The sequence below is a fragment of the Streptomyces sp. NRRL S-920 genome (assembly GCF_000717945.1).
Classification (GTDB): domain Bacteria; phylum Actinomycetota; class Actinomycetes; order Streptomycetales; family Streptomycetaceae; genus Streptomyces; species Streptomyces alboniger.
This window is the reverse complement of record NZ_JODF01000028.1, coordinates 113577-135749: the sequence shown is the minus strand read 5'-3', so window position 1 is coordinate 135749 and position 22173 is coordinate 113577. Positions and strand designations below refer to the sequence as shown.

The following is a 22173-nucleotide window of genomic DNA, read 5'->3' as shown; positions in this document are numbered from 1 at the left end:
CTCGGGCCAGGGATCAGGCTCCCATACGACGGTGACGCGACCGGCGCCCGAGGGCGGGGCCAGGGGCCGCCACCCTCGGGCGCCGACGTCACCGCGTGGTGCCGGTGTTAGTCCATGACCAGGTCGCCGAAGGCGACGATCGTGGTCACGGGGGCCTCGACCTCCTGCTCCCAGCCGTTGTTCGCGGACGCGGCGGTGGCTCCGGCCAGCGTGGCCGCGGCGGCCAGGGCGAGGGCGGCGAACACGGTACGAATGCGCATGGAACTCTCCTTCATGAGGTTTGTCCGACACTCAGAAGGTTCCTCCGGCACGCCCGCCGCCCCCGGCTCGGACACTCCTGATCAACTCGAACGCACGGGTTCTTCGCCCGTACGGCCGGTCTCCCGCGCCCCCATCGGCCCCTGCACACTGGAACGCATGTTTCCCATAGCCACCTCTGTCCACCTGCGCACGGTCACCTTCGCGCACCCGCACGCCATCGAGATGAACGACCGCGTCCAGCTCGAATACGCGGAACGCTACGGCGACGAGGGCGACGTCACCTTCCTCGACCCGTCCATGTTCGAACCGCCGCGGGGCCGCTACCTCATCGCGTACGACGGGAGCGGCACCCCGCTGGCCACCGGCGGCTGGCGCGCGATGGACGAGAACGACATGGGATACGCCGACGGCGACGCCGAGCTGAAGCGGATGTACGTCACACCCCAGGCACGCGGCCTCGGCCTCGCCCGCCGCATCCTGGCGGCCCTGGAGGACGACGCGAAGGCGGCGGGCCGCGCCCGCATGGTCCTGGAGACGGGCACGAAGCAACCGGAGGCGATAGCGCTCTACACCTCCAGCGGCTACACCCTGGCTCCCGTGAAGTTCGGTCACTACCGCTTCGAGAACCTGAGCCGCTGCTACGTGAAGGCCCTCTAGGACTGACGACTCGGACAAGACGCGCCGACGCGGAAACGACGAGATCCCGCCCGATCAACTGATCGGACGGGATCTCGTGAACCACTCACGCTTTGACCCGTGAACGGTCTTGCAGGTGGACCTGTGGGGATTTGAACCCCAGACCCCCTCGATGCGAACGAGGTGCGCTACCAGACTGCGCCACAGGCCCTTGCAACGAGTGAAACTCTAGCATCCCCTAGCGGGTGCTCGGAAATCCGCTCCCTGGCTGGTCAGCCCGGGCGGACCCGACGGCGCCTCACTCGTTGGCGGCACGGGGGCGGTCCCCGTCCTCGTACTGGTCGAAGAGCGGCGTACGACCGCGCTCGCGGGCCCGCCGCGCGGACGCGGCCCGGCGCTTGTCGCTGCGCCCGCCCGTGGCGTCCGCCCCCTCGACGGCGTCGATGTCCCCCGCGCTCCCGGCAGTCCGCCGCGGCTCCTCGGCCGTCGGCTCGGCCGTGCTGGAGCGCGCCGAACTCCACGTGTCGGGGGCGCCCAGGTCGACGCTGCCCGTGGCGCGCGGGGCGACCGGCGCGGTCACGTACGTCGGCAGGGGCACCGGGACCGGGTCCCAGCTGTCGCCGCGACCGGGGCCGCGCTGCCGCTCGCGCTGCTGGTCGACCCACTCCGCGTGGTCGGTCTGCTCGACGAGGGCGCGACGGTCGGCGGCCAGCGCGGACAGGCCGGTCTCCGTATCGGGCGCGGAGGCGTCCCGCGCCTCGCCGACGACGGGCTCGGCGCTCGCGGGCCCGCGGCGCGGCTGGCGCTCACGCAGCCGCTGCGCCGCGGCCTCGGCCCGCCGCCGGTCCATCGTGTACGTGAAGCGGCGCCGCTCCTGGCCGCGCAGATAGACGATGTACGCGCTCAGCAGCGCCGCGGGCCCCGCGGGCGCCCACAGGAATGCGAGGCCGCCCACGCCGGCGACGACCGCCCCGGCCGTGAAGGCGAGGAAGAGCAGCATCGTCGTACGGCGGCGGCGCGCGAGGACCTTCGAGCGGCGGGCGCGCGCGGCGGCCTCGGCCGAGGCGGCGCGCTGCGCGGGCGAGGCCTGGGCGCGCGGCGGCTGCTCACGTTCCGGTTCCGGTTCCGCTTCGGGCTCCGACTCGGGCTCGGTCTCCAGTTCCGGTTCGGGGCACGCCTGCTGACGGGCCAAAGGCTCCGCCCGCGCCGCGGGCGGTGGCGCCACCTCTGTCACGGGCGCGACGAAGGCCCGGACGTCCACCGAGCCGGTGACGTCGTCCGGGTCGCCCGGCGTCTCGCCGTCCTCGGGCGAGCGGGCTTGCAGGTCCCTGGCGTATCGGCGCTCCATCGCCGCCCGTCCGGACAGCAGCCGGATGGCGGTGCTGAAGCGTTCCGTCGGACGGGCTTCGTTCAGCTCGTCCTGCCTACGGAGCCACATCGGCACCAAGTAGGCGGCCCAGGCCCCGACGATGACTGCGTAGATGAGGCCGCTGCTGCTCACGCTCACACGGTAGAGGGGTTTCGTTGAGGCCATCTGCCAATTGCGCCGGTGTGTCGCACGATCTGGCTGATATCTCGAACTTTTTTTGTGACTGATGCGATCAACAGGGGATCAACAGGCAGTCGTGGACGTGAAATTCCGATCGATTTCGAACACATATTTCATTTACGCGGGCCCGGCCGGGAACCGGAATCGGCTAGGCGGTGTTCCGAGGTCGCGCCCGGTGCCAGCGGCACAACAACCCCTCGGGCACCTCCTCCGCCGTGAGCGCGAAGACGAGGTGATCGCGCCAGGCCCCGTCGATGTGGAGATAGCGCGGCCGAAGCCCCTCCTCGCGGAATCCGAGTTTCTCCACGACCCGTCGGCTCGGCGTGTTCTCGGGGCGAATACAGACCTCGATACGGTGCAGCCCGACCGCACGGAAGCAGTGGTCCACGGCGAGCGCGACGGCGGTCGGCATGACCCCCCGGCCCGCGACGGACTCGTCGACCCAGTAGCCGACGTGGGCCGAGCACATCGATCCCCAGGTGATGCCCGCCACCGTCAACTGCCCGACGAGGCGGCCCTGGTACTCGATGACGAACGGCAGCATCCGGCCCGCCCCCGCCTCGGCGCGCAGATGGCGGACCATCTGGCGGTAGGTCGGCCGGTGCACGATCGGGCCGCTGGCCGTCGGCGGCGGGATCGTGGCCTCCCAGGGGCGCAGCCAGTCGCGGTTGCGCCGGTTGACCTCACGCCAGGCACGCTGGTCGCGCAGCTTTATCGGGCGGAGGGTGACATCGCCGTCCGTCAGCTCGACGGGCCAGGAAGGGCTGTTCAGCTCGTACCCCCCGATGGTCCGGACTGGCCGCCCGACCCGGGATGGTCGCCGCCGCGCAGTTGGTCGACGGCGTGCCGCAGCAGGGGCCCGAGGACGGCGAGACCGTCGCGTACGCCTCCCGTGGAGCCCGGCAGGTTCACGATGAGCGTGCGGCCCGCGACCCCGGCGAGACCCCGGGAGAGCACCGCTGTGGGGACCTTGTCCCTGCCGTACGCGCGGATCGCCTCCGCGATGCCGGGCACCTCGTGGTCGATGACGCGGCGGGTGGCCTCCGGGGTGCGGTCGGTGGGTGAGATGCCGGTGCCGCCGGTGGTGACGATCACGTCGTGGCCGGCCTCGGCCCCGGCGCGCAGGGCCTGCTCGACGGGGTCGCCGTCGGGGACGACCCGCGGCCCTTCGACGGCGAAGCCGAGCGCGGTCAGGCCCTCGGCGATCAGGGGGCCGCCCCGGTCGGCGTAGACGCCCGCTGCCGCGCGGTTCGAGGCCGTCACGACCAGCGCCGTGTACGGGGCCTGCGGGCCGCTCATGCCCCGGCTCCTTCGCGGCTCCAGTCCCCGGACTTGCCGCCCGTCTTCTCCTCGACGCGTACGTCCGTGATGACGGCGCCCTTGTCGACGGCCTTGACCATGTCGACCACCGTGAGGGCCGCGACGCTCACCGCGGTGAGGGCCTCCATCTCGACGCCCGTACGGTCCGTCGTCCTGACCGTGGCGAGGATCTCGACGGCGTCGTCCGCCACGGAGAGATCGAGCTTCACTCCGGAGACGGCCAGCGGGTGGCAGAGCGGAATCAGGTCGGGGGTGCGCTTGGCACCCATGATCCCGGCGATCCGGGCGGTGGCCAGGGCGTCGCCCTTGGGGACGCCTTCGCCCCGCAGGAGTTCGATCACCCGCGGCGAGACCAGGACGCGGCCGCTGGCGCGGGCGGTGCGGGCGGTGACGTCCTTCGCGGAGACATCGACCATGCGGGCCGCGCCCGCCTCGTCGATGTGCGTCAGTCGCTGCTGCTCAGGGGATCCGGGGGTGTCCCCCCGGGAAATCGCGGTCATGTGCTGTGGCGCTCCCGGTCCGGGCCCCGCGCGGTGCGGCGCGCACGGGCCTGTTGTGCGCGACACGGTACCGCGCGGGTGGCGTTCTCAGCCGAGCAGGACCACTTCGACGTCCGTGCCGGGCTCCACCGATGTGGTGTCCTCCGGGATGACGATCAGCGCGTCGGCCTGCGCGAGCGCGGCGATCAGATGGGAGCCCGAGCCGCCGACGGGCATCACGCTGCCCGCCTCGGCGTCGTACTTCCCCCGGAGGAACTGGCGGCGCCCCGCGGGCGAGCGCAGGGCCTCGTCCGCGGCCAGCTCCACGCGCGTGGTGGGCCGGTGGACGTCGGGGAGGCCCATCAGGGTGCGGATCGCGGGGCGTACGAACAGTTCGAACGAGACGTACGACGAGACGGGGTTGCCCGGCAGCGCGAGCAGAGGGGTGTGGTCGGGGCCGATGGAGCCGAAGCCCTGCGGCTTGCCCGGCTGCATGGCGAGCTTGCGGAACTCCACACCGCTGCCCGCCCCGATGCCGGTCTCCTCGTCCGGATCGCCGACGGAGGTCAGGGCCTCCTTCACGACGTCGTACGCGCCCACGCTCACGCCGCCGGTGGTGACGACGAGGTCGGCGCGGATCAGCTGGTCCTCGATCGTGGAGCGCAGCGTCTCGGCGTCGTCGGCGACGGCGCCCACGCGGTAGGCGATGGCTCCGGCGTCGCGGGCCGCGGAGGTGAGGGCGAAGCTGTTGGAGTCGTAGATCTGACCGTCCGCCAACGTCTCGCCGGGCTGGATCAGTTCGCTGCCGGTGGACATGACGACCACGCGCGGGCGGGGGCGCACCTTCACCGTGCCGCGGCCGATCGCGGCGAGCAGGGCGATCTGCGGCGGGCCGAGGACCGTGCCCGCGGTCAGGGCGCGGTCGCCTGCCCGGACGTCGCTGCCCTGCGCGCGTACGTGCGCGCGTGCCTCGGCCGGGCGGTGCACGCGGACCTCTCCGGAGGCGCCCTCCGGGGCGGCGCTGTGGGCGCGCATCCCGGAGACGGGGCCCTCCCCGAGGCCCCCGTCGGTCCACTCCACGGGGACGACGGCCTCGGCGCCGGGCGGCAGCGGGGCGCCGGTCATGATGCGGGCGGCCTGGCCGGCGCCGACGGTGGGCCGCCGGCCCGCGCCCGCGGCCACGTCGCCGATGACGCGCAGGACGGCGGGGAACTCCTCGCTCGCGCCCGCGACATCGGCGACCCGCACCGCGTACCCGTCCATGGAGCTGTTGTCGAAGGGCGGCAGCGAGACGGGCACCGTGACGTCCTCGACGAGGACACAGCCCTGGGCGTCGAGGAGCTGTAGCTCGATGGGTTCGAGCGGGCGGACGGTCGTGAGGATGTCGTCCAGATGCTCCTCCACCGACCAGAGCGTGTCCTGGCCGGTGGTCGGTGTCGTCGTGCTGCTGCTCAAAGTGCTACATCTCCTCGGTGACGTAACGGCGGAGCCAGGCCTTGAAGTCCGGCCCCAGATCTTCACGTTCGCACGCGAGTCTGACAATGGCACGCAGGTAGTCGCCCCGGTCGCCGGTGTCATAGCGGCGGCCCTTGAAGACGACGCCGTGCACCGGGCCGCCCACCTTCTCGTCGGCGGCGAGCTGCTGGAGGGCGTCGGTGAGCTGGATCTCGCCGCCGCGGCCCGGCTCGGTCTTGCGCAGTATGCCGAAGATGTGCGGGTCCAGGACATAGCGGCCGATGATCGCGTAGTTGCTGGGGGCGTCGGCGGTGTCGGGCTTCTCGACCAGGTCGGTGACCTTGACGACGTCGCCGTCCTCGGTGCTCTCCACGGCGGCGCAGCCGTAGAGGTGGATCTGTTCCGGGGCCACCTCCATGAGGGCGATGACGCTGCCGCCGTGCCGCTCCTGGACCTCGACCATGCGGGCGAGGAGGGGGTCGCGCGGGTCGATGAGGTCGTCGCCGAGGAGCACGGCGAACGGCTCGTGGCCGACGTGCGGAGCGGCGCACAGGACGGCGTGACCGAGCCCCTTGGGGTCGCCCTGTCGGACGTAGTGCATCGTCGCGAGGTCGCTGGACTCCTGGACCTTGGCGAGCCGCGACTCGTCGCCCTTCTTCAGGAGGGCCGACTCCAGTTCGTAGTTGCGGTCGAAGTGGTCCTCCAGCGGGCGCTTGTTGCGGCCCGTGATCATGAGGACATCGTCGAGACCCGCGGACGCGGCCTCCTCGACCACGTACTGGATCGCCGGCTTGTCGACGACCGGCAGCATCTCCTTGGGGGTCGCCTTGGTGGCAGGCAGGAAGCGGGTGCCAAGGCCTGCCGCCGGGATGACCGCCTTGGTGATCCGGGGGTGGGGGGGTTGAGACTCAGTCATGCGGCCACCATATCCGGTACGTATGTGCGGAATCTGGGGGTCCGGATAATTCCGTGGCATATGCGCCGACCAGGAAGGAATTGTGACAATCCCATGAGCGGAACCGAGGCCGACGGCCAGCCAACCAAGCGCATGTTGCGGCGAGACCTCCTCGCGGTGAGAAGCGGGTTGACTGGGGATGACGCACGGAAGGCGGCCGCGGTTCTCGCCGAGCACGCGCTGGAGCTGCCGGAGTTGGCGCGGGCGGGGACGGTCGCGGCCTACGTCTCCGTGGGGAGCGAGCCCGGCACGCGCGTACTGCTCGACGCCCTCCACGCGCGCGGGACGCGGGTCCTGCTGCCCGTACTGCTCCCGGACAACGACCTGGACTGGGCCGCCTATGAAGGCCAGGACTCCCTCGTGCGCGTGCGGCACCAGGGAAAGATCGAGCTGCTGGAGCCCTCCGGAGCACGCCTTGGCCCTCAGGCCGTCCTGGAGGCGGACGCCGTGCTGCTGCCCGGGCTCGCGGTGGACGGGCACGGGAACCGGCTCGGGCGCGGCGGTGGCTCGTACGACCGTGTCCTGGCCCGGCTGGAGCGCTCGGGCGCCGATCCCGCGCTCGTGGTCCTCCTGTACGACTCCGAAGTCATCGCGCACCTCCCCGCGGAGGCGCACGACCACCCCGTGCACGCCGTGGTGACGCCGTCGGGGACGCGCCGCTTCCGCTGACCCGCCCGGACGTGCGAAAGGGCCCTCCACGCGCGCGTGGAGGGCCCTTTCAGGGTGTGCCGCGGTCAGGGGCGAAGGACGAGCTTGTCGCTCGTGCCCTTCTCGACCGTCTTGTCCGTGTAGGCCCACGGCAGGAGTTCGCCCTTGGCCCACTTCTCCGTCTGGTCGGTGTAGTGCGCGTTGTACGCGTGCCCCGAGGCGCCGGTGAGGTTGATCCACTTGGACTTGTCGAAGTCCTTCAGGTTCACCACCATGCGCATCGACGGCACCCAGACCACGCCGTAGCCGCCCGCCGCGTTCCAGCCGGTGGCGTTCACCGCGGCCTCACCGCCGCCGAGGTTCCAGGGCCCGCGGTTCAGCACGTACTGGACCCAGCCGGGGCCCTCGGTGCCGAGCGTCTGGTTCTTCAGCGTGAGGCGGTGCAGACGGCCCCAGCTCCAGGTGTCGACGTCCTTGCCGAGCTTGGCCGTCAGGTCCCAGCGCGCGTCCTCAAGAGCCCGCGCGAACAGCTGGTCGCGGTTCTTGGTCTCCTTGTCGGTGCGGGTCGCCGGCGCCTTCCACCAGTCGTTGGTCTCGTCGTCGAGGATCTTGCGGATCACCTCGTAGTACCGGTCGCCGCCGTCGGGCTGCGCCGAGTCCGCGTCGCGCTGACCGCACTCGCGCACCTTCTTGCCCTCGTCGGCGGGGCCGGTGTTGCCGGCGGGCTCGACGTTCAGGCACTGGCCCTTGACGCGCAGCTCCTTGGGGAGCTTGTTGCCGATGGCGAGCTTGAGGATGTTGCGCCAGACCGAGTTGAAGTACGCGGCGGCCGCCGAGTCGGCGTCCTGGGTGTAGTCCCAGCCCTCGAGGAGCTTCTGCGCCTCGCGGACGTACTTGTCCTTCACGTCGATCTTCAGCAGCTTGGGCACCAGCAGCTTGGCGATCTCGCTGCTGTTGTCCATCTGCATGAGGCGCATGTCCTCGGTGGAGATCTTGCCGCCGTTCTCGGTCTTCGACCGGATGAGGTCGTCGATCCGCTGGCTGCGCGCGCCGTAGCCCCAGTCCGAGGTGAGCTTGTACGGGTACTTGGCCTTGTCGCTGTCGTCGATCACGGCCTGGTTGGCGGTGACGATGTAGCCGCGCTTGGGGTCGTACTCGTAGGGCAGCGCGTTCTGCGGGATGTAGCCCTTCCAGCGGTACTCCGGGTCCCAGCCGGGCGCCGGGAGCGAACCGTCGCCCTTGCCGCGGACCGGGATCCGGCCGGGCGCCTGGTAGCCGATGTGGCCGTCTTTGTCGGCGTAGATGAGGTTCTGGGAAGGCACCTCGAACAGAGCGGCCGCCTTGCGGAACTCCTTGAAGTTCCCCGCCTTGTTCAGGTCGAAGACGGCGTCCATCGACTTGCCGGGGTTCAGCGCGGTCCAGCGCAGCGCCACTCCGTAGCCGTCGCCCCGGTCGGGGGCCGCGGTGTCCACGTGGGCCTTCTTGCCGACCTTGACCAGTTCGTCGTTGCGGTCGGAGATGAGCGGGCCGTTGTTGGTCTCACGGACCGTGATCTTCTTCGACTTGCCGCCCGCGACCTTGATGGTCTCCTCGCGCGAGGTGAAGGGCAGCACCTTGCCGTCGAACTGGTAGCCGTCCCCGGTGAACTTCTCCAGGTACAGGTCCGTGACGTCGGCGCCGAGGTTCGTCATGCCCCAGGCGATCTTCTGGTTGTGGCCGATGACCACGCCGGGCATGCCGGAGAAGGTGTAGCCCGAGACGTCGTACTGGCACTTGTCGGAGACCGACCGGCAGTGCAGGCCCATCTGGTACCAGACGGAGGGCAGCTGCGGCGCCAGGTGCGGGTCGTTCGCGAGGAGCGGCTTGCCGGTGATCGTGTGCTCACCGGAGACGACCCAGGAGTTCGAGCCGATGCCGTTGCCGTTCGGGCCGAGGATCGCGGGGACCTCGTCCAGGGCGTCGGAGACCCCCGAGAGCTGCGACTGGAGCCCGTTGGGTGCCTGGGCACCACCGGCGAGGCCGGAGCCCGCCGTGCCGCCTGTGCCGCCCGTACCCCCGGTGCCGCCCGTGCCCGCTGTGCCGCCCGTACCGCCCGCTCCGGTCTGCGTGCCGGTGGCGGCGCCCTTGGCGTCGTACTCCTTGGTGACGCCGTCGTAGGCACCCTCCCGTACGACGGGCTTGTTCCGCTTGTACGGGTACTCCGGGTACAGGTCCTTGATCTGCGACGGGCCGAGGCGGCTCGTCATCAAGGAGCGGTCGATCTCGTCCTCCATGTTGCCGCGCAGGTCCCAGGCCATCGCCTTGAGCCAGGCCACGGAGTCGACGGGGGTCCACTTCTGCGGCTCGTAGTCGTTGGTGAAACCGAGCGCCGCGTACTCGACGGAGATGTCCTTGCCGTCCTTGCCGGCGAGGTAGGCGTTGACTCCCTTGGCGTACGCCTGGAGGTACTTCTTCGTCTCCGGGGAGAGCTTGGAGTCGTACTCCTTCTTCGCCACCCGGTGCCAGCCGAGCGTGCGCAGGAATTCATCGGTCTTGACCTGGCTCTTGCCGAACATCTCGGAGAGCCGCCCGGAGGTCATATGACGGCGTACGTCCATCTCCCAGAAGCGGTCCTGCGCCTGGACGTAGCCCTGCGCCATGAAGAGGTCGGCGTCGGACTCGGCGTAGATCTGCGGGATTCCGTTCCCGTCGCGCTTCACGTCGACGGGACCCGAGAGACCATCGAGCTTGATGGTTCCCTTGGTCTGCGGGAAGGAGGCGCGCACGGTGCTGATGCTCCAGTACGCGCCGAAGCCGATGCCTCCGACGATGGCCAGGACCAGGACGATCACGACGAGTCGGGCTCGGCGCCCCTTCTTCTTGCCGGACTTATGACCGGAAGAGGCGGTGGTGTTGGAGGGCATCGCTGTCCTTGCTGTCCTTACGCGAGCGGCAGGGCGGGCTGTGCTGTCGAATGGGCGGCTCTGGGAGCGCTGGAGCAACCATAGGCGCAGGGCGCCGCGGCTCCGGACGCGGAGTCAGGAACCGGACCCCTGAAGATCGTATGCGCGTTCGAGGGCATCAAGAAGGCGTTAACAATTAGGTAAGGTAACGAAGTACTTGGCTCGCAAGAAGTACTTGCGTGCGCGCGGCGGAAGGAACGGCCCCTGACTGTCCACCACCTCAACCAGCTCCTGCTCGTCTGCTCGCTCGTTCTGCTCGTCGCGGTGGCGGCGGTCCGCATCTCGTCGCGCAGCGGGCTCCCCAGCCTGCTCCTGTACCTCGGCATCGGTGTCGTCATAGGACAGGACGGCATCGGGGACATCCACTTCGACAACGCCGAGCTGACCCAGGTCATCGGCTATGCCGCCCTGGTCGTGATCCTCGCCGAGGGCGGCCTCGGGACGAAGTGGAAAGAGATCAGGCCCGCCCTGCCCACGGCCGCCGTGCTGTCGACCGTGGGCGTCGCGGTGAGCGTCGGCGTCACGGCGGCGGCCGCGCACTACCTGGTGGGCCTGGACTGGCGGCCCGCGCTGATCATCGGCGCGGTGGTCTCCTCCACGGACGCGGCAGCGGTCTTCTCGGTGCTGCGGAAGGTGCCGCTCCCCTCGCGCATCACGGGCATCCTGGAAGCGGAGTCGGGGTTCAACGACGCCCCTGTGGTGATCCTCGTCGTGGCGTTCTCCACGGCGGGACCGGTGGACGACTGGTACGTACTGATCGGCAAGATCGCCCTGGAGCTGGCGATCGGCGCGGCGATCGGCATCACGGTCGGCTGGCTCGGCGCCTACAGCCTGCGGCACGTGGCCCTGCCCGCCTCCGGCCTCTACCCCATCGCCGTCATGGCGATCGCCGTCGCCGCCTACGCGGCCGGCGCCATGGCGCACGGCAGCGGGTTCCTCGCCGTCTACCTCGCCTCGATGGTCCTCGGCAACGCCAGGCTGCCGCACTGGCCCGCCACCCGCGGCTTCGCCGAAGGGCTCGGCTGGCTCGCCCAGATCGGCATGTTCGTCCTGCTCGGGCTCCTGGTCACCCCGCACGACCTGCTCGCCGACGCCTGGCCCGCGCTCGTCATCGGCCTCGTCCTGACGATGGTGGCGCGTCCCCTGGAGGTCGTCCTCAGCCTGCTGCCGTTCCGCATGCCCTGGCAGGAGAAGGTCCTGCTGTCCTGGGCCGGCCTGCGCGGCGCCGTGCCCATCATCCTGGCCACGATCCCGATGGTCAGCGGCGTCGAGGACAGCCAGCGGATCTTCAACATCGTCTTCGTGCTCGTGGTCGTCTACACCCTCATCCAGGGCCCCACGCTGCCCTGGCTGGCCAAGAAGCTGCGGATCGGAGGCTCCCCTGAGGCCGCCGACCTCGGCATCGAATCGGCGCCCCTGGAGCGGCTGCAAGGGCACCTGCTGTCGGTGGGCATCCCCAAGGGGTCGCGCATGCACGGCGTGGAGGTGGCCGAGCTGCGGCTGCCCGCCGGGTCGGCGGTCACGCTGATCGTGCGCGAGGGCGAATCGTTCGTGCCCCTGCCGACGACGGTGCTGAGGCGCGGCGACGAGCTGCTCGTGGTGGCGACCGACCCGGTGCGGGACGCCGCCGAGAAGCGGCTGCGCGCGGTCGGACACGGCGGAAAGCTCGCGAGTTGGCTGGGAACCGACGGAGAAAAACACTAATCGCAGGTGTCGGACGTCTCATCCGCTGCAATCACAGGGGTGAATGACCCCTGGGCCTGTACGATAAAGGGACCAGATCGAACCAACTCTGCCTGACGCAGAGCTGGCGCGACCGTATGGCGGCCGTGGCGCCCTCGCAGTGGGCCCCGGCATCTACCGCAGTTCCGCGCAAGAGGACAGCTCTCGGCGCCCCCGCACGGGCGCTACCAGGCGGCAGAAAGGCACGGGCCGTGGCATCCACGGTCACCGAATCCCGCCCGGGTTACGGACAGCTCCTGCGCACCCCTCGCGCCTGGACGTTCCTGCTCCCCGGCTTCGCGGCGCGACAGCCCTTCGCGATGCTGACCATCTCCATCGTCCTGCTGGTGCAGCACACCACCGGCTCGTACGGTGCCGCGGGCGCCGTATCGGCCGCCACCGGCGTCTCCATGGCGCTGTTCGCCCCCTTCAGCGGCAAGCTCGCCGACCGGTTCGGCCAGCGCGCCGTGCTGGTGCCCGGCGTGCTCGTCCACACCGCGTCCGTCGTCACCCTGACGGTGCTCGCGCTCTCCGACGCCCCCTTGTGGGCCCTTTTCGTGGCAGCCGTCCCCGCGGGCGCGTCGACGCCGCAGATCGGCCCCATGGTGCGGGCCCGCTGGGGCGTCAAACTCCAGGGCTCGCCGCTGGCCACCACCGCGGCCGCCTTCGAGTCCGTCACCGACGAGCTGACGTTCGTCCTCGGCCCGCTCCTGGCGACCGCGCTGTGCACCAGTATCGACCCCTCCGCCGGTCTGCTCACGGAGGCCGGGCTCACCCTGGTCGGCGGTCTGCTGTTCGCCGCCCAGAAGGGCACCCAGCCGAAGCCGTCCTCGCAGACCGAGGGCCACGCGCGCGTGGAGCACGTCTCGGCGCTGCGGGTCCCCGGAGTGCGCGTCCTGATCGTGACGTTCCTCGGGATCGGCGCCGTCTTCGGCGGCATGCAGGTCGCGCTGGCCGCCTTCACCGAGTCGATCGGCGAGCCCGGCCTGAACGGCGTCCTGTACGGCACGTTCGCCGCGGGCAACATGCTCTCCGGCCTCGTCTGCGGCGCCATCGCCTGGAAGATCTCCCCGCAGCGGCGCCTGCTCGTCGCGTACGCGGCGCTGACGCTGATGGCCTCCGGCCTGTGGGCCGCGCACTCCGTGCTGCTGCTCGCCGGGATCGGCCTGCTCGTCGGCGTCTGCATCGCGCCCGCGCTGATCACCGGCTACACCCTGGTGGACAAGCTGGTCGCGCCGACCGGCCGCACCGAGGCGTTCACCTGGCTGACCGGCGCGGTCGCGCTCGGCCAGGCGGCGGCCGTCACGGTCGCCGGACAGCTGGAGGACCGCCTCTGGGACGGGGCCGGATTCCTGGTCCCGCTGGGCGGCACGGCACTGGCCCTCGTGGTCCTCGTGACGCTGCGCTCGCGGCTCGTTCCCAAGACCTCGGGCCGCACGGTGGCGCGTGGCGTCGGTCACCGCGTGCCGGTCACGGTGGACTGATCCCGCGGAATAGGTCACTATGGATCGTCGTTAGCACTCATCGAGTGAGAGTGCCAGGAGGAAGCAAGTGCCGACGTACCAGTACCAGTGCACCGAGTGCGGCGAGGGCCTCGAGGCGGTGCAGAAGTTCACGGACGACGCCCTGACCGTGTGCCCGAGCTGCGACGGACGCCTCAAGAAGGTGTTCTCGGCGGTCGGCATCGTGTTCAAGGGATCCGGCTTCTACCGCAACGACAGCCGCGGCTCGTCGTCGAGCAGCACGCCGTCGACCTCGACACCGTCGAAGTCCACGTCCGACGCGAAGTCCTCGTCGTCGACGGCCGCCTCCTCGGCTTCGTCGTCGTCCTCCTCGTCCTCGGGGTCGACGTCGTCCGGCTCGTCGACGGCCTCCTCCAGCTCGGCCGCGTAAGGCCTTCAGACTCTCCCTGCCGGACCTCGCCGTTCATCGACGGCGGGGTCCTCGGCGTATCCGGGGCCGGATACTGTGCGGCCCATGGTGAATACGGCGAACGCGATACGGGCCGAGATCGGTGTGATCGGCGGTTCCGGCCTCTACTCCTTCCTCGACCACGTGACCGAGATCCAGGTCGACACCCCCTACGGGGCTCCGAGCGACTCCCTCTTCCTCGGCGAGGTCGCCGGACGGCGGGTCGCCTTCCTGCCCCGGCACGGCCGCGGCCATCATCTGCCGCCCCATCGCATCAACTACCGCGCCAACCTCTGGGCGTTGCGCTCCGTCGGCGTACGGCAGGTGCTCGGCCCGTGCGCGGTGGGCGGGCTGCGGGCCGAGTACGGGCCCGGGACCCTGCTGGTGCCCGATCAGCTGGTGGACCGCACGAAGGCGCGTACGCAGACGTACTTCGACGGACTCCCGCTGCCGGACGGCAGCGTCCCCAACGTGGTGCACGTGTCGCTCGCCGACCCGTACTGCCCGACGGGCCGGGCCGTCGCGCTGAAGGCCGCGCGCGGCCGTGACTGGGAGCCGGTGGACGGCGGAACGCTCGTCGTGGTCGAGGGGCCGCGCTTCTCGACCCGGGCCGAGTCGCTCTGGCACGCCGCTCAGGGCTGGTCGGTGGTGGGCATGACCGGGCACCCCGAGGCGGCGCTCGCACGGGAACTGGAACTTTGCTACACGTCGTTGACGCTGGTCACCGATCTGGACGCGGGTGCGGAGACCGGCGAGGGCGTCTCGCACGAGGAGGTGCTCCAGGTGTTCGCCGCGAATGTGGACCGGCTGCGGGGAGTGCTGTTCGACGCGATCGCCGGGCTGCCGGTGGCGGCGGACGGGGAGCGGGAGTGTCTGTGCGCCGGGGCGCTCGGCGGGATGGATCCGGGGATTCGGCTGCCTTGAGGGGGTGAGGGCGAGGGGGTGTCCGACGGAGGTGGCGTCGGTGGAACCTCCCCTTCGGGTGAGGGAGTTATCCACAACCGGTGGGTAGTCCACGGGCCTTAGCGGGAATCGGCGCGGGCCTGCATCGTGGGAGCGCGAGCCCAGTTCCTCGCCAGGCCCAGTTCCTCGCACCGCAGGCGGTGGTTGTCATGACCCAAGTCCCTTCCCAGGCCCAGCCGTCGGACGGCTGCCCGGTCCCTCATTTCCCGCCCGTGCGGGTGCGCGGCGGGCATCCGCGACTGCGGCGCCTGCTGCGGCACCGCCGACGGGCCCTGGCCATAGGGCTCGCGATGACCGCCGCCGCCCTCGCGGCCACGGCCCCGGGGGACGCGGACCGGCCGCGAGGACCCGCGGCGGCCGGGTCCTCGCGGGAGCGGGAGCCCTCGGAGGCGGTGACCGCACCCGTCCGGATCGCGGACGCGGCGGCCGTGCGGCTGCTGCGCCCCGGCGACCGGGTCGACGTGATCGCCGCCGAGGGGCCGCCCGGGGGCGGTGCGAAGCCGCGCGTGGTGGCCGCGGGCGCGCGGGTCTCCGAGGTGCCCGCACCGGCGGAAGGGCCCGCCGAGAGCGGGGCGTTGGTGGCGCTTTCGGTGCCGCGGGACACGGCGGCGCGGCTCGCCGGGGCCGGGGCGAGTGCCCGGTTGGCGGTGACCCTGCGATGAGCGCGACTGTTCACGATCGCACTGGCACCCGGTCACGTCGCTCGTCCGTGAGAGCGAATTGGACAGGCCCGCCACGGTCTGACGTAGGTTGCGAAGCTGTCTGTTCCGCAACCCGCACATGCAACGAAAGGCCTCGTGGTGAGCGAGAAGAAGGAACCGGGCGTCTGGGAGGGCTTCAAGGCCTTCCTGATGCGCGGCAACGTGGTCGACCTGGCGGTCGCGGTGGTCATCGGCGCCGCGTTCACGAACATCGTGAACTCGGTCGTCAAGGGTGTCATCAACCCGCTGGTCGGCGCCTTCGGCACGAAGGATCTCGACCACTACCACTCGTGCCTGAAGTCGCCGTGCGAGATGAACGCCGCGGGCGAGGTCAGCAAGGGGATCCCGATCATGTGGGGTTCCGTGCTCAGCGCGGTCCTCAGCTTCGTGATCACGGCGGCCGTCGTGTACTTCCTGATGGTGCTGCCCATGGCCAAGTACCTCGCGAAGGTCGCCGCGAGGAGGGCCGCGAAGGAGGGCACGAAGGAGATCGTCGAACTCTCCGAGCTGGAGGTCCTCAAGGAGATCCGCGATGCCCTGCTGGCACAGCGCGACGCCGGGCAGAGCGGCCCGGCGCAGGAGGGGCCGGGGCAGGAGAGGCCGGGGCAGGGCGGTCCTGGGCGCGGCGAGCGCTAGCGCGGGTTCAGAGGTGGTGGGGCGGCTTCTCGTCGAGGAAGCGCGCGAGGTCGGCGGCGCTGCCGCCGCCGGACTCGGCCCGCTCGCCCCACCCTCGGTCCGTATCGTCCGAAGACTGCTGCGACAGCGGATCGTCGAAGATCAGCACGTTCTTCGGCTTCTTCGGCTCCTCCGGATCGCGCGATTCGGGGGCGGGGGCGGTACTCATGCTTCCAGGGTACGTCGGCCGCGCCCGCCGACGACGGCCAGACGGCTTCGAGGCCCTGGCCCGCGAAGATCTCCTTGGCGGCGGCGAAGCGGGCGACGCCCTCGATGTTCGCGGGGTCGTCGGTCAGACCCCGCGGCTCATGCCGCCGTCGAGGCCGCCCGAGACGTCAGCTCGGCGACTCGGCGCCCTGACGGGCGTAGCACCACCAGGCGACCGCGATGCAGCTGGCGTAGAAGGCCACGAAGCCCCACATCGCGCTGGTCACCGCGGAGTTGGCGAACATCGCCGGGATGAAGAAGAAGCCGTACGCCGCGATGGCGGAGGTGAAGCCGGTGACGGCGCCCGCCTCCATCTCTGCCTGCTTCAGCGCCCTGCCGTAGGCGGGCGTGCCCTCGGCGAGGCCCTTCAGGTGCTGGTTGCGGAAGATCACCGGGATCTGGCGGAACGTCGAGCCGTTGCCGATGCCCGAGAAGAAGAACGCGCACAGGAAGCAGGCGAGAAAGCCCCAGAAGTCGCCGTGGTCGCCGCCGGAGGGCAGGAAGTTGATCACACCGATGATCGACAGCGCCATGCCGGTGAACGAGATGATGGTGACCCGCGCGCCGCCGATCTTGTCGGCGATCCAGCCGCCGGCCCAGCGGGCGAGCGCGCCGACGGCCGGACCCAGCCAGGCGTACGTGGCCGCGGAGTAGGCCGCGTCGATCGGCGTGAACGTCGTCGTGATGAGCATCGGCAGGGCTGCCGCGAAGCCGATGAAGGAGCCGAACGTACCGACGTAGAGCCAGGTCATCAGCCAGGTGTGCTTGCGCCTGAAGATGATCTTCTGCTGCTTGAAGGGGGTGGACGCGACGTCGAGGTCGTTCTGGCCGAACCACGCGACGGCGGCCAGGATCACCAGGACCGGCACCCACAGGAACGCGGCGTTCTGGAGCCAGACCGGCGTCCCGTCGGCCTTGTGCTGGGCGGAGCCGACCGCGAGGACCGAGCTGGTGATGACGATCGGGGTGAGGAGCTGGACGACGGAGACGCCGACGTTGCCGAGGCCGCCGTTGATGCCGGTCGCGTTGCCCTTGTCCCTCTTGGGGAAGAAGAAGCCGATGTTGGCCAGCGAGGAGGCGAAGTTGGCGCCGCCGACGCCGCACAGGGCCGCGATGGCGATCATCACGCCGTACGGGGTGTCGGGGTTCTGTACCGCGATGCCGAGCCAGATCAGCGGGACGACCAGGACGACCGTGGACAGCGCGGTGAAGCGGCGCTGGCCGATCAGCGGGCCGAGGAAGGTGTAGCAGATCCGGGCCGTGCCGCCGGTGAGGCCGGGGACCGCCGTCAGCCAGAAGAGCTGGGAGGTGGAGAAGGCGAAGCCGACGTCGGCGAGGCTGGTCGCGGTGACCGACCACACCTGCCAGACCACGAAGGCGACCAGCAGGGCGGGGACGGCGATCCACAGGTTGCGGGCGGCGACCTTCTTGCCGATGGACTTCCAGAAGAGTTCGTTCTCCGGTTCCCAGTCCCTGATGGTCCGGCCGGGGCGGTACTGCGCCGGGTCGTACGAGGGATCCGTGGGCGCGGGCCGTGTCTCTTGGGCGGCAGGCGATGTCATGTTGGTTCCCGGTTCGCTCAGGGTCCCGACCTTGTTACGGGGCCTGACTCCTCCAACGTCGTCTTCCGCGACGGTCGACGGCAGAGGCGTAGGGCATGCGTGAGCGAGCCCAAAGACATGCAGGTCAGCGGGGCTTCGGACCACATGTGCCGTCCGGGTGGCCCTCCCGTGCCGACGGGCGGCGCAGCCCGGTTCGGCGTACGCGTTCTGCTGTGGTGGGCACATGACGTCCCCCACAGGCACTCCCGGGCCTTCCGGCTCCCCCAAGCTCTTGCGGCCCCTTCTCCCCCGGGGGCGCGACGAGGAGCACCGGGTCGCGACACCTCTGGAACTCTTCTTCGACCTCTGTTTCGTCGTGGCGGTCGCCCAGGCCGGCGCCTCGCTCGTGCACGCCGTCGCGGAGGGGCATCCGGGCGAGGGCATCCTTCACTACGCGATGACCTTCTTCGGGCTGTACTGGGCCTGGGTCAATTTCTCCTGGTTCTCCTCGGCGTACGACAACGACGACGTGCTCTACCGCGTGGTCACCCTGGTCCAGATCGCCGGTGTGCTGGTCTTCGCCGCCGGGGTGTCGAGGGCCTTCGACGAGAACGACTTCCTCCTGATCTGGCTCGGCTACCTGATCATGCGGCTCGCGCTCTCCTCCCAGTGGCTGCGGGTGGCCAAGGCGGCGCGGGGGGCCGAGCGGACCACCGCACTGCGGTACGCGTTCGGCGTGCTGCTCTGCCAGGTCGGCTGGTCGGGGCTGCTGTTCCTGCCCGAGGGCGCCCGGCCCTGGCTGTTCCTGGTGATGGCGATCGCCGAGATGGCCGTACCGGCGTTCGCGGAGCGCGGGTACACCACGGCGTGGCACCCGCACCACATCTCCGAGCGGTACGGCCTGTTCACGATCATCGTGCTCGGCGAGACGATCGCGGCGGCGACGATCGCCGTGAAGTCGGGCATCGAGGAGAACGACGCGCTCGACGAACTCCTGCCGATCGCCGCCGGTGGCCTTCTCATCGTCTTCGCCGCGTGGTGGATCTACTTCGTCGTCCCCTTCCACGGCCGACTGCGCGGCAACCGCCAGGCGTTCCTGTGGGGTTACGGCCAGTACGTGGTCCTCGGCTCGGCCGCGGCGATCGGCGCGGGGATCGAGGTGGCCGTCGAGCAAGCCGTGGGCGAGGCGCATATCTCGACCCTGGCCGCGTCGGCCGCGGTGACCATCCCGACGACGCTGTATCTGATCACCGTGTGGGCGCTGCACTCCCGCTACTTCAAGGTGGGCCTCGCCCAGCAGCTGGTGCTGCCGGTCAGCGCGCTGGCGACGCTGGCGAGCACGTTCGCGGGGCGCTGGGCGGTGCTGGTCGCGGGCCTGGTGGCGGCGGCGACGGTCGCGACGGGGGTGACGCTCACGGCCCGGATGAACCGCGCGGACCGGTCCGCGTGAGCGACGCCGACTAGGGCCTGTCCGGCGGATCAGGCCGCACTTGGGTGGCGGTCACCTTTCTGCGCGGGTGAGCGGGGCCTGGTGCGTCGAGATGCAAGGCGGAGGAGGGCGGCAACGCGATGGGGTCGCCCCCTGCTCGAGGGAAGCCGAGAGCTGGGGGAAGTGCCAGACCCCGCGGCCCGCGGCATGATCCGCCGGACAGGCCCTAGGCGCCGCGGGGCTGGGGGTGAACTGCCACGCGTGGTACGCATCGGCGTATGAATACTGACTCCCTGACCGATGTGGCGGGCCTGCGGGTCGGGCACGCGACCCGGACCGGCGATGGACAACTGACCGGCACCACGGTGGTGTTGGCGCCCGAGGGGGGCGCTGTCGCGGCCGTGGACGTGCGCGGCGGAGGGCCCGGCACCCGCGAGACCGACGCCCTCGACCCGCGCAATCTGGTGCAGCGCGTCGAGGCCGTCGTCCTCACCGGCGGCAGCGCGTACGGACTGGACTCCGCGTCGGGGGTGATGGCGTGGCTGGCGGAGCGGGGCCGCGGGGTGCGGGTCGGACCCGACCCCTCCCACGTCGTGCCCGTCGTCCCGGCCGCCTGCGTCTTCGACCTGGGGCGCGGCGGTGACTTCACGGCCCGGCCCGACGCGGCGACCGGTCGGGCCGCGGTGGAGGATGCCGCCCGCACCGAGCCGTTCACCCCGGTGCGGGAGGGCAACGTCGGGGCGGGCACCGGCGCGGTGGTCGGCAGGCTCAAGGGCGGTATCGGCAGCGCGAGCGTCCGGCTCGACTCGGGGATCACGGTCGCGGCGCTGGTCGTGGCGAACGCCTCGGGGTCGGGGTTCGATCCGGCGACGGGCGTGCTGTACGGGCGGTACTTCGAGGGGCGGCGGGTCGGTTACCCCGCGCCGGAGGTGCACGAGGAGGCCGCGCGCCGCCTCGCCGAGACCGTCGCCGAGAACGGGCCGCCGCCGCTCAACACAACCCTCGCCGTCGTCGCCACCGACGCCGAACTGACCAAGGCGCAGGCGCAGAAGCTCGCCGGGACCTCGCACGACGGCATGGCGCGTGCCGTGCGGCCGGTCCATCTGCTCAACGACGGTGACACGGTCTTCGCCCTCGCCACGGGCGAGCGCCCCCTGGACGCCGCCGCACCCCTCGCGCTCAACGAGATCCTCGCCGCGGGCGCGGACATGGTGACGGCCGCGATCGTGCGGGCGCTGCTGGCCGCGGAGTCCGTCCGGACGCCGGGCGGGACGTTCCCCGCGTACCTCGACCTCTACGAGAAGGGCCGCGAGCGGGCCTCATAAATGTGCCCGCGCTCACACCATGCGGAGGGAACTACTCCGCGTGTCGGGCCGCTCTTTAGTCGTACTGGATCAGAACACGTACTTGGAGCAGCTCGTGACAAGGTCAGTCATAGTCAACCCCCGGCGCCGTGCCCTGCTGGCAGCCACCGCGCTCGCTGCCGTGGGCGCGCTGACCCTCACAGCCTGCGGCGGGGACGCGGACGCCGACAACGACAAGAAGGGTGCGAGCGCCGCCGCCAAGGGCGCCGACATCACCATCTCCTCCAAGGACGGCGCCACCGACGCCTCGATCAACGCCACCGGCGTCAAGGTCAAGGGCGGCAAGCTGACGAGCGTGAAGATGACGTCCGTGACGTCCGGCGCCGCTGTCGAGGGCACCATCTCCGGTGACGGCACCACCTGGAAGCCCAAGGCCCAGCTGGAGCGCGGCACCAAGTACAAGGTGACCGCCAACGCCAAGGACCCCAAGGGCAACGCGGCGACGGAGAACGCGACGTTCACCACCGTCTCCTCGGCCAACAGCTTCATCGGCAGCTACACCCCCGACGGCGGCGCCAAGGTCGGTGTCGGCATGCCGGTCTCCTTCAACTTCGACAAGCCGATCACGGAGAAGAAGGACGTCCAGTCGCACATCACGGTGACGTCCACCAGCGGCCAGAAGGTCGTCGGCCACTGGTTCGGCAACCAGCGGCTGGACTTCCGGCCCGAGGAGTACTGGAAGGCCGGCTCCAAGGTCACCATGAAGATCAACCTCGACGGTGTGAAGGGCGGGAACGGCATCACCGGCGTGCAGCACAAGACGGTCACCTTCACCGTCGGCCGCGCGCAGGTCTCCACCGTCGACGTCAAGACCAAGAAGATGACGGTCGAGCGGGACGGCAAGGTCATCAAGACCGTCCCGATCTCCGCGGGCAGCCCGTCGAACCCGACGTACAACGGCAAGATGGTGATCTCCGAGAAGTTCACCCAGACCCGGATGAACGGCGACACGGTCGGCTTCGGCGGGGAGTACGACATCAAGGACGTGCCGCACGCCATGCGCCTGTCCACGTCGGGCACCTTCATCCACGGCAACTACTGGGGTTCGCCGTCCATCTTCGGCAGCGCCAACACCAGCCACGGCTGTGTGGGCCTCCAGGACGCGCGCGGCGCCGGCGACCCGAACACCATGGGCGCCTGGTTCTTCGACAACTCCCTGATCGGTGACGTCGTGAACGTCACGGGCTCCCCGGACAAGACGATCGCCCCGGACAACGGCCTCAACGGCTGGAACATGTCCTGGAGCGAGTGGACGGCGGGCAGCGCGAGCTGACGCACCCTCCGGGGGCGCGTCTCCCGTCTCCCGGCGCGCACCTCGCGCGCCCCCCAACTGAGCGAGCCACGTGGGAACTTCCCTCGTGGCTCGCGCGTTTTCCCGTTCCCGGACATGATGTCCGACCCAGGGGCTACGGTAT

At 70.6% G+C, this 22173-nt stretch carries 21 protein-coding genes and 1 tRNA gene; 11 read left to right on the top strand and 11 right to left on the bottom strand.

Annotated features, from left to right (window positions below; genetic code table 11):
• Positions 1-107: 107 nt before the first annotated feature.
• Positions 108-260, bottom strand: coding sequence for a hypothetical protein (locus tag IG54_RS42070; protein WP_158708893.1), 153 nt, complete (start codon positions 258-260; stop codon positions 108-110).
• A gap of 157 nt (positions 261-417) precedes the next feature.
• Here IG54_RS42070 and IG54_RS0120910 point away from each other — a divergent pair, with 157 nt between their 5' ends.
• Positions 418-918 carry a GNAT family N-acetyltransferase gene (locus tag IG54_RS0120910; protein WP_030786415.1) on the top strand — a complete coding sequence of 167 codons (501 nt, stop codon included), beginning with the start codon at positions 418-420 and terminating at the stop codon, positions 916-918.
• A gap of 116 nt (positions 919-1034) precedes the next feature.
• Here the strand turns inward: IG54_RS0120910 and IG54_RS0120905 are convergent.
• From IG54_RS0120905 to galU, 7 genes are all read right to left on the bottom strand, one after another.
• Positions 1035-1108, bottom strand: a tRNA-Ala gene (locus tag IG54_RS0120905).
• Between the two features lie 87 nt (positions 1109-1195).
• Complete coding sequence (glpR, locus tag IG54_RS0120900) at positions 1196-2398, bottom strand: gephyrin-like molybdotransferase receptor GlpR (protein ID WP_030786412.1); 1203 nt, start codon at positions 2396-2398, stop codon at positions 1196-1198.
• Between the two features lie 196 nt (positions 2399-2594).
• The gene (locus IG54_RS0120895) at positions 2595-3218 is read right to left on the bottom strand and encodes a GNAT family N-acetyltransferase (RefSeq protein ID WP_030786399.1); all 624 of its coding nucleotides are present in this window, start codon (positions 3216-3218) and stop codon (positions 2595-2597) included.
• Positions 3215-3745 (bottom strand): MogA/MoaB family molybdenum cofactor biosynthesis protein, encoded by a 531-nt coding sequence (locus tag IG54_RS0120890; RefSeq protein ID WP_030786397.1) that lies wholly within the window; start codon positions 3743-3745, stop codon positions 3215-3217. Before IG54_RS0120890 ends, IG54_RS0120895 begins: the two co-directional genes overlap by 4 nt.
• A complete protein-coding gene (gene moaC / locus IG54_RS0120885; RefSeq protein WP_030786394.1) occupies positions 3742-4266 on the bottom strand; it encodes a cyclic pyranopterin monophosphate synthase MoaC in 525 nt (174 codons plus the stop codon). The genes IG54_RS0120890 and moaC overlap by 4 nt, the downstream gene beginning before the upstream one ends.
• Before the next feature lie 87 nt (positions 4267-4353).
• Complete coding sequence (glp, locus tag IG54_RS0120880; protein ID WP_030786392.1) at positions 4354-5700, bottom strand: gephyrin-like molybdotransferase Glp; 1347 nt, start codon at positions 5698-5700, stop codon at positions 4354-4356.
• Between the two features lie 4 nt (positions 5701-5704).
• Positions 5705-6616 carry a UTP--glucose-1-phosphate uridylyltransferase GalU gene (galU, locus tag IG54_RS0120875; RefSeq protein ID WP_030786389.1) on the bottom strand — a complete coding sequence of 304 codons (912 nt, stop codon included), beginning with the start codon at positions 6614-6616 and terminating at the stop codon, positions 5705-5707.
• A 93-nt stretch (positions 6617-6709) separates the two neighbouring features.
• Here galU and IG54_RS0120870 point away from each other — a divergent pair, with 93 nt between their 5' ends.
• The gene (locus tag IG54_RS0120870) at positions 6710-7324 is read left to right on the top strand and encodes a 5-formyltetrahydrofolate cyclo-ligase (RefSeq protein ID WP_030786378.1); all 615 of its coding nucleotides are present in this window, start codon (positions 6710-6712) and stop codon (positions 7322-7324) included.
• Between the two features lie 65 nt (positions 7325-7389).
• Here IG54_RS0120870 and IG54_RS0120865 read toward each other — a convergent pair whose 3' ends face one another.
• A complete protein-coding gene (locus IG54_RS0120865) occupies positions 7390-10206 on the bottom strand; it encodes a penicillin acylase family protein (protein WP_030786375.1) in 2817 nt (938 codons plus the stop codon).
• Positions 10207-10449: 243 nt separating this feature from the next.
• Between IG54_RS0120865 and IG54_RS0120860 the strand changes: the two genes are divergently transcribed.
• The 6 genes from IG54_RS0120860 (at position 10450) to mscL (ending at position 16178) form a co-directional block, all read left to right on the top strand.
• Entirely contained in the window at positions 10450-11949 is a 1500-nt protein-coding gene (locus tag IG54_RS0120860; protein WP_030786372.1) for a potassium/proton antiporter, read from the top strand.
• A 230-nt stretch (positions 11950-12179) separates the two neighbouring features.
• On the top strand, positions 12180-13451 hold the full coding sequence (locus IG54_RS0120855) for an MFS transporter (protein ID WP_030786369.1): 1272 nt from the start codon (positions 12180-12182) through the stop codon (positions 13449-13451).
• A gap of 67 nt (positions 13452-13518) precedes the next feature.
• Positions 13519-13860 (top strand): FmdB family zinc ribbon protein, encoded by a 342-nt coding sequence (locus IG54_RS0120850; protein ID WP_030786365.1) that lies wholly within the window; start codon positions 13519-13521, stop codon positions 13858-13860.
• Positions 13861-13944: 84 nt separating this feature from the next.
• Entirely contained in the window at positions 13945-14802 is an 858-nt protein-coding gene (locus IG54_RS0120845; protein ID WP_030786362.1) for an S-methyl-5'-thioadenosine phosphorylase, read from the top strand.
• Positions 14803-14990: 188 nt separating this feature from the next.
• Complete coding sequence (locus IG54_RS0120840) at positions 14991-15503, top strand: hypothetical protein (protein WP_051819737.1); 513 nt, start codon at positions 14991-14993, stop codon at positions 15501-15503.
• Positions 15504-15641: 138 nt separating this feature from the next.
• Complete coding sequence (gene mscL / locus IG54_RS0120835) at positions 15642-16178, top strand: large conductance mechanosensitive channel protein MscL (protein ID WP_078594321.1); 537 nt, start codon at positions 15642-15644, stop codon at positions 16176-16178.
• 7 nt (positions 16179-16185) lie between these two features.
• On the opposite strand, the gene IG54_RS0120830 is transcribed toward mscL, so the two are convergent.
• Entirely contained in the window at positions 16186-16386 is a 201-nt protein-coding gene (locus IG54_RS0120830) for a hypothetical protein (protein WP_030786355.1), read from the bottom strand.
• A 166-nt stretch (positions 16387-16552) separates the two neighbouring features.
• Positions 16553-17986 carry a NarK family nitrate/nitrite MFS transporter gene (locus IG54_RS0120825; protein ID WP_078594319.1) on the bottom strand — a complete coding sequence of 478 codons (1434 nt, stop codon included), beginning with the start codon at positions 17984-17986 and terminating at the stop codon, positions 16553-16555.
• A 223-nt stretch (positions 17987-18209) separates the two neighbouring features.
• On the opposite strand from IG54_RS0120825, the gene IG54_RS0120820 reads away from it, so the two are divergent.
• From IG54_RS0120820 to IG54_RS0120810, 3 genes are all read left to right on the top strand, one after another.
• Complete coding sequence (locus IG54_RS0120820; RefSeq protein ID WP_030786350.1) at positions 18210-19415, top strand: low temperature requirement protein A; 1206 nt, start codon at positions 18210-18212, stop codon at positions 19413-19415.
• 257 nt (positions 19416-19672) lie between these two features.
• Positions 19673-20719, top strand: a complete 1047-nt coding sequence (locus IG54_RS0120815; protein ID WP_030786346.1) for a P1 family peptidase — start codon at positions 19673-19675, stop codon at positions 20717-20719.
• A gap of 94 nt (positions 20720-20813) precedes the next feature.
• Positions 20814-22031 carry a L,D-transpeptidase gene (locus IG54_RS0120810; RefSeq protein WP_234336276.1) on the top strand — a complete coding sequence of 406 codons (1218 nt, stop codon included), beginning with the start codon at positions 20814-20816 and terminating at the stop codon, positions 22029-22031.
• Positions 22032-22173: the final 142 nt, after the last annotated feature.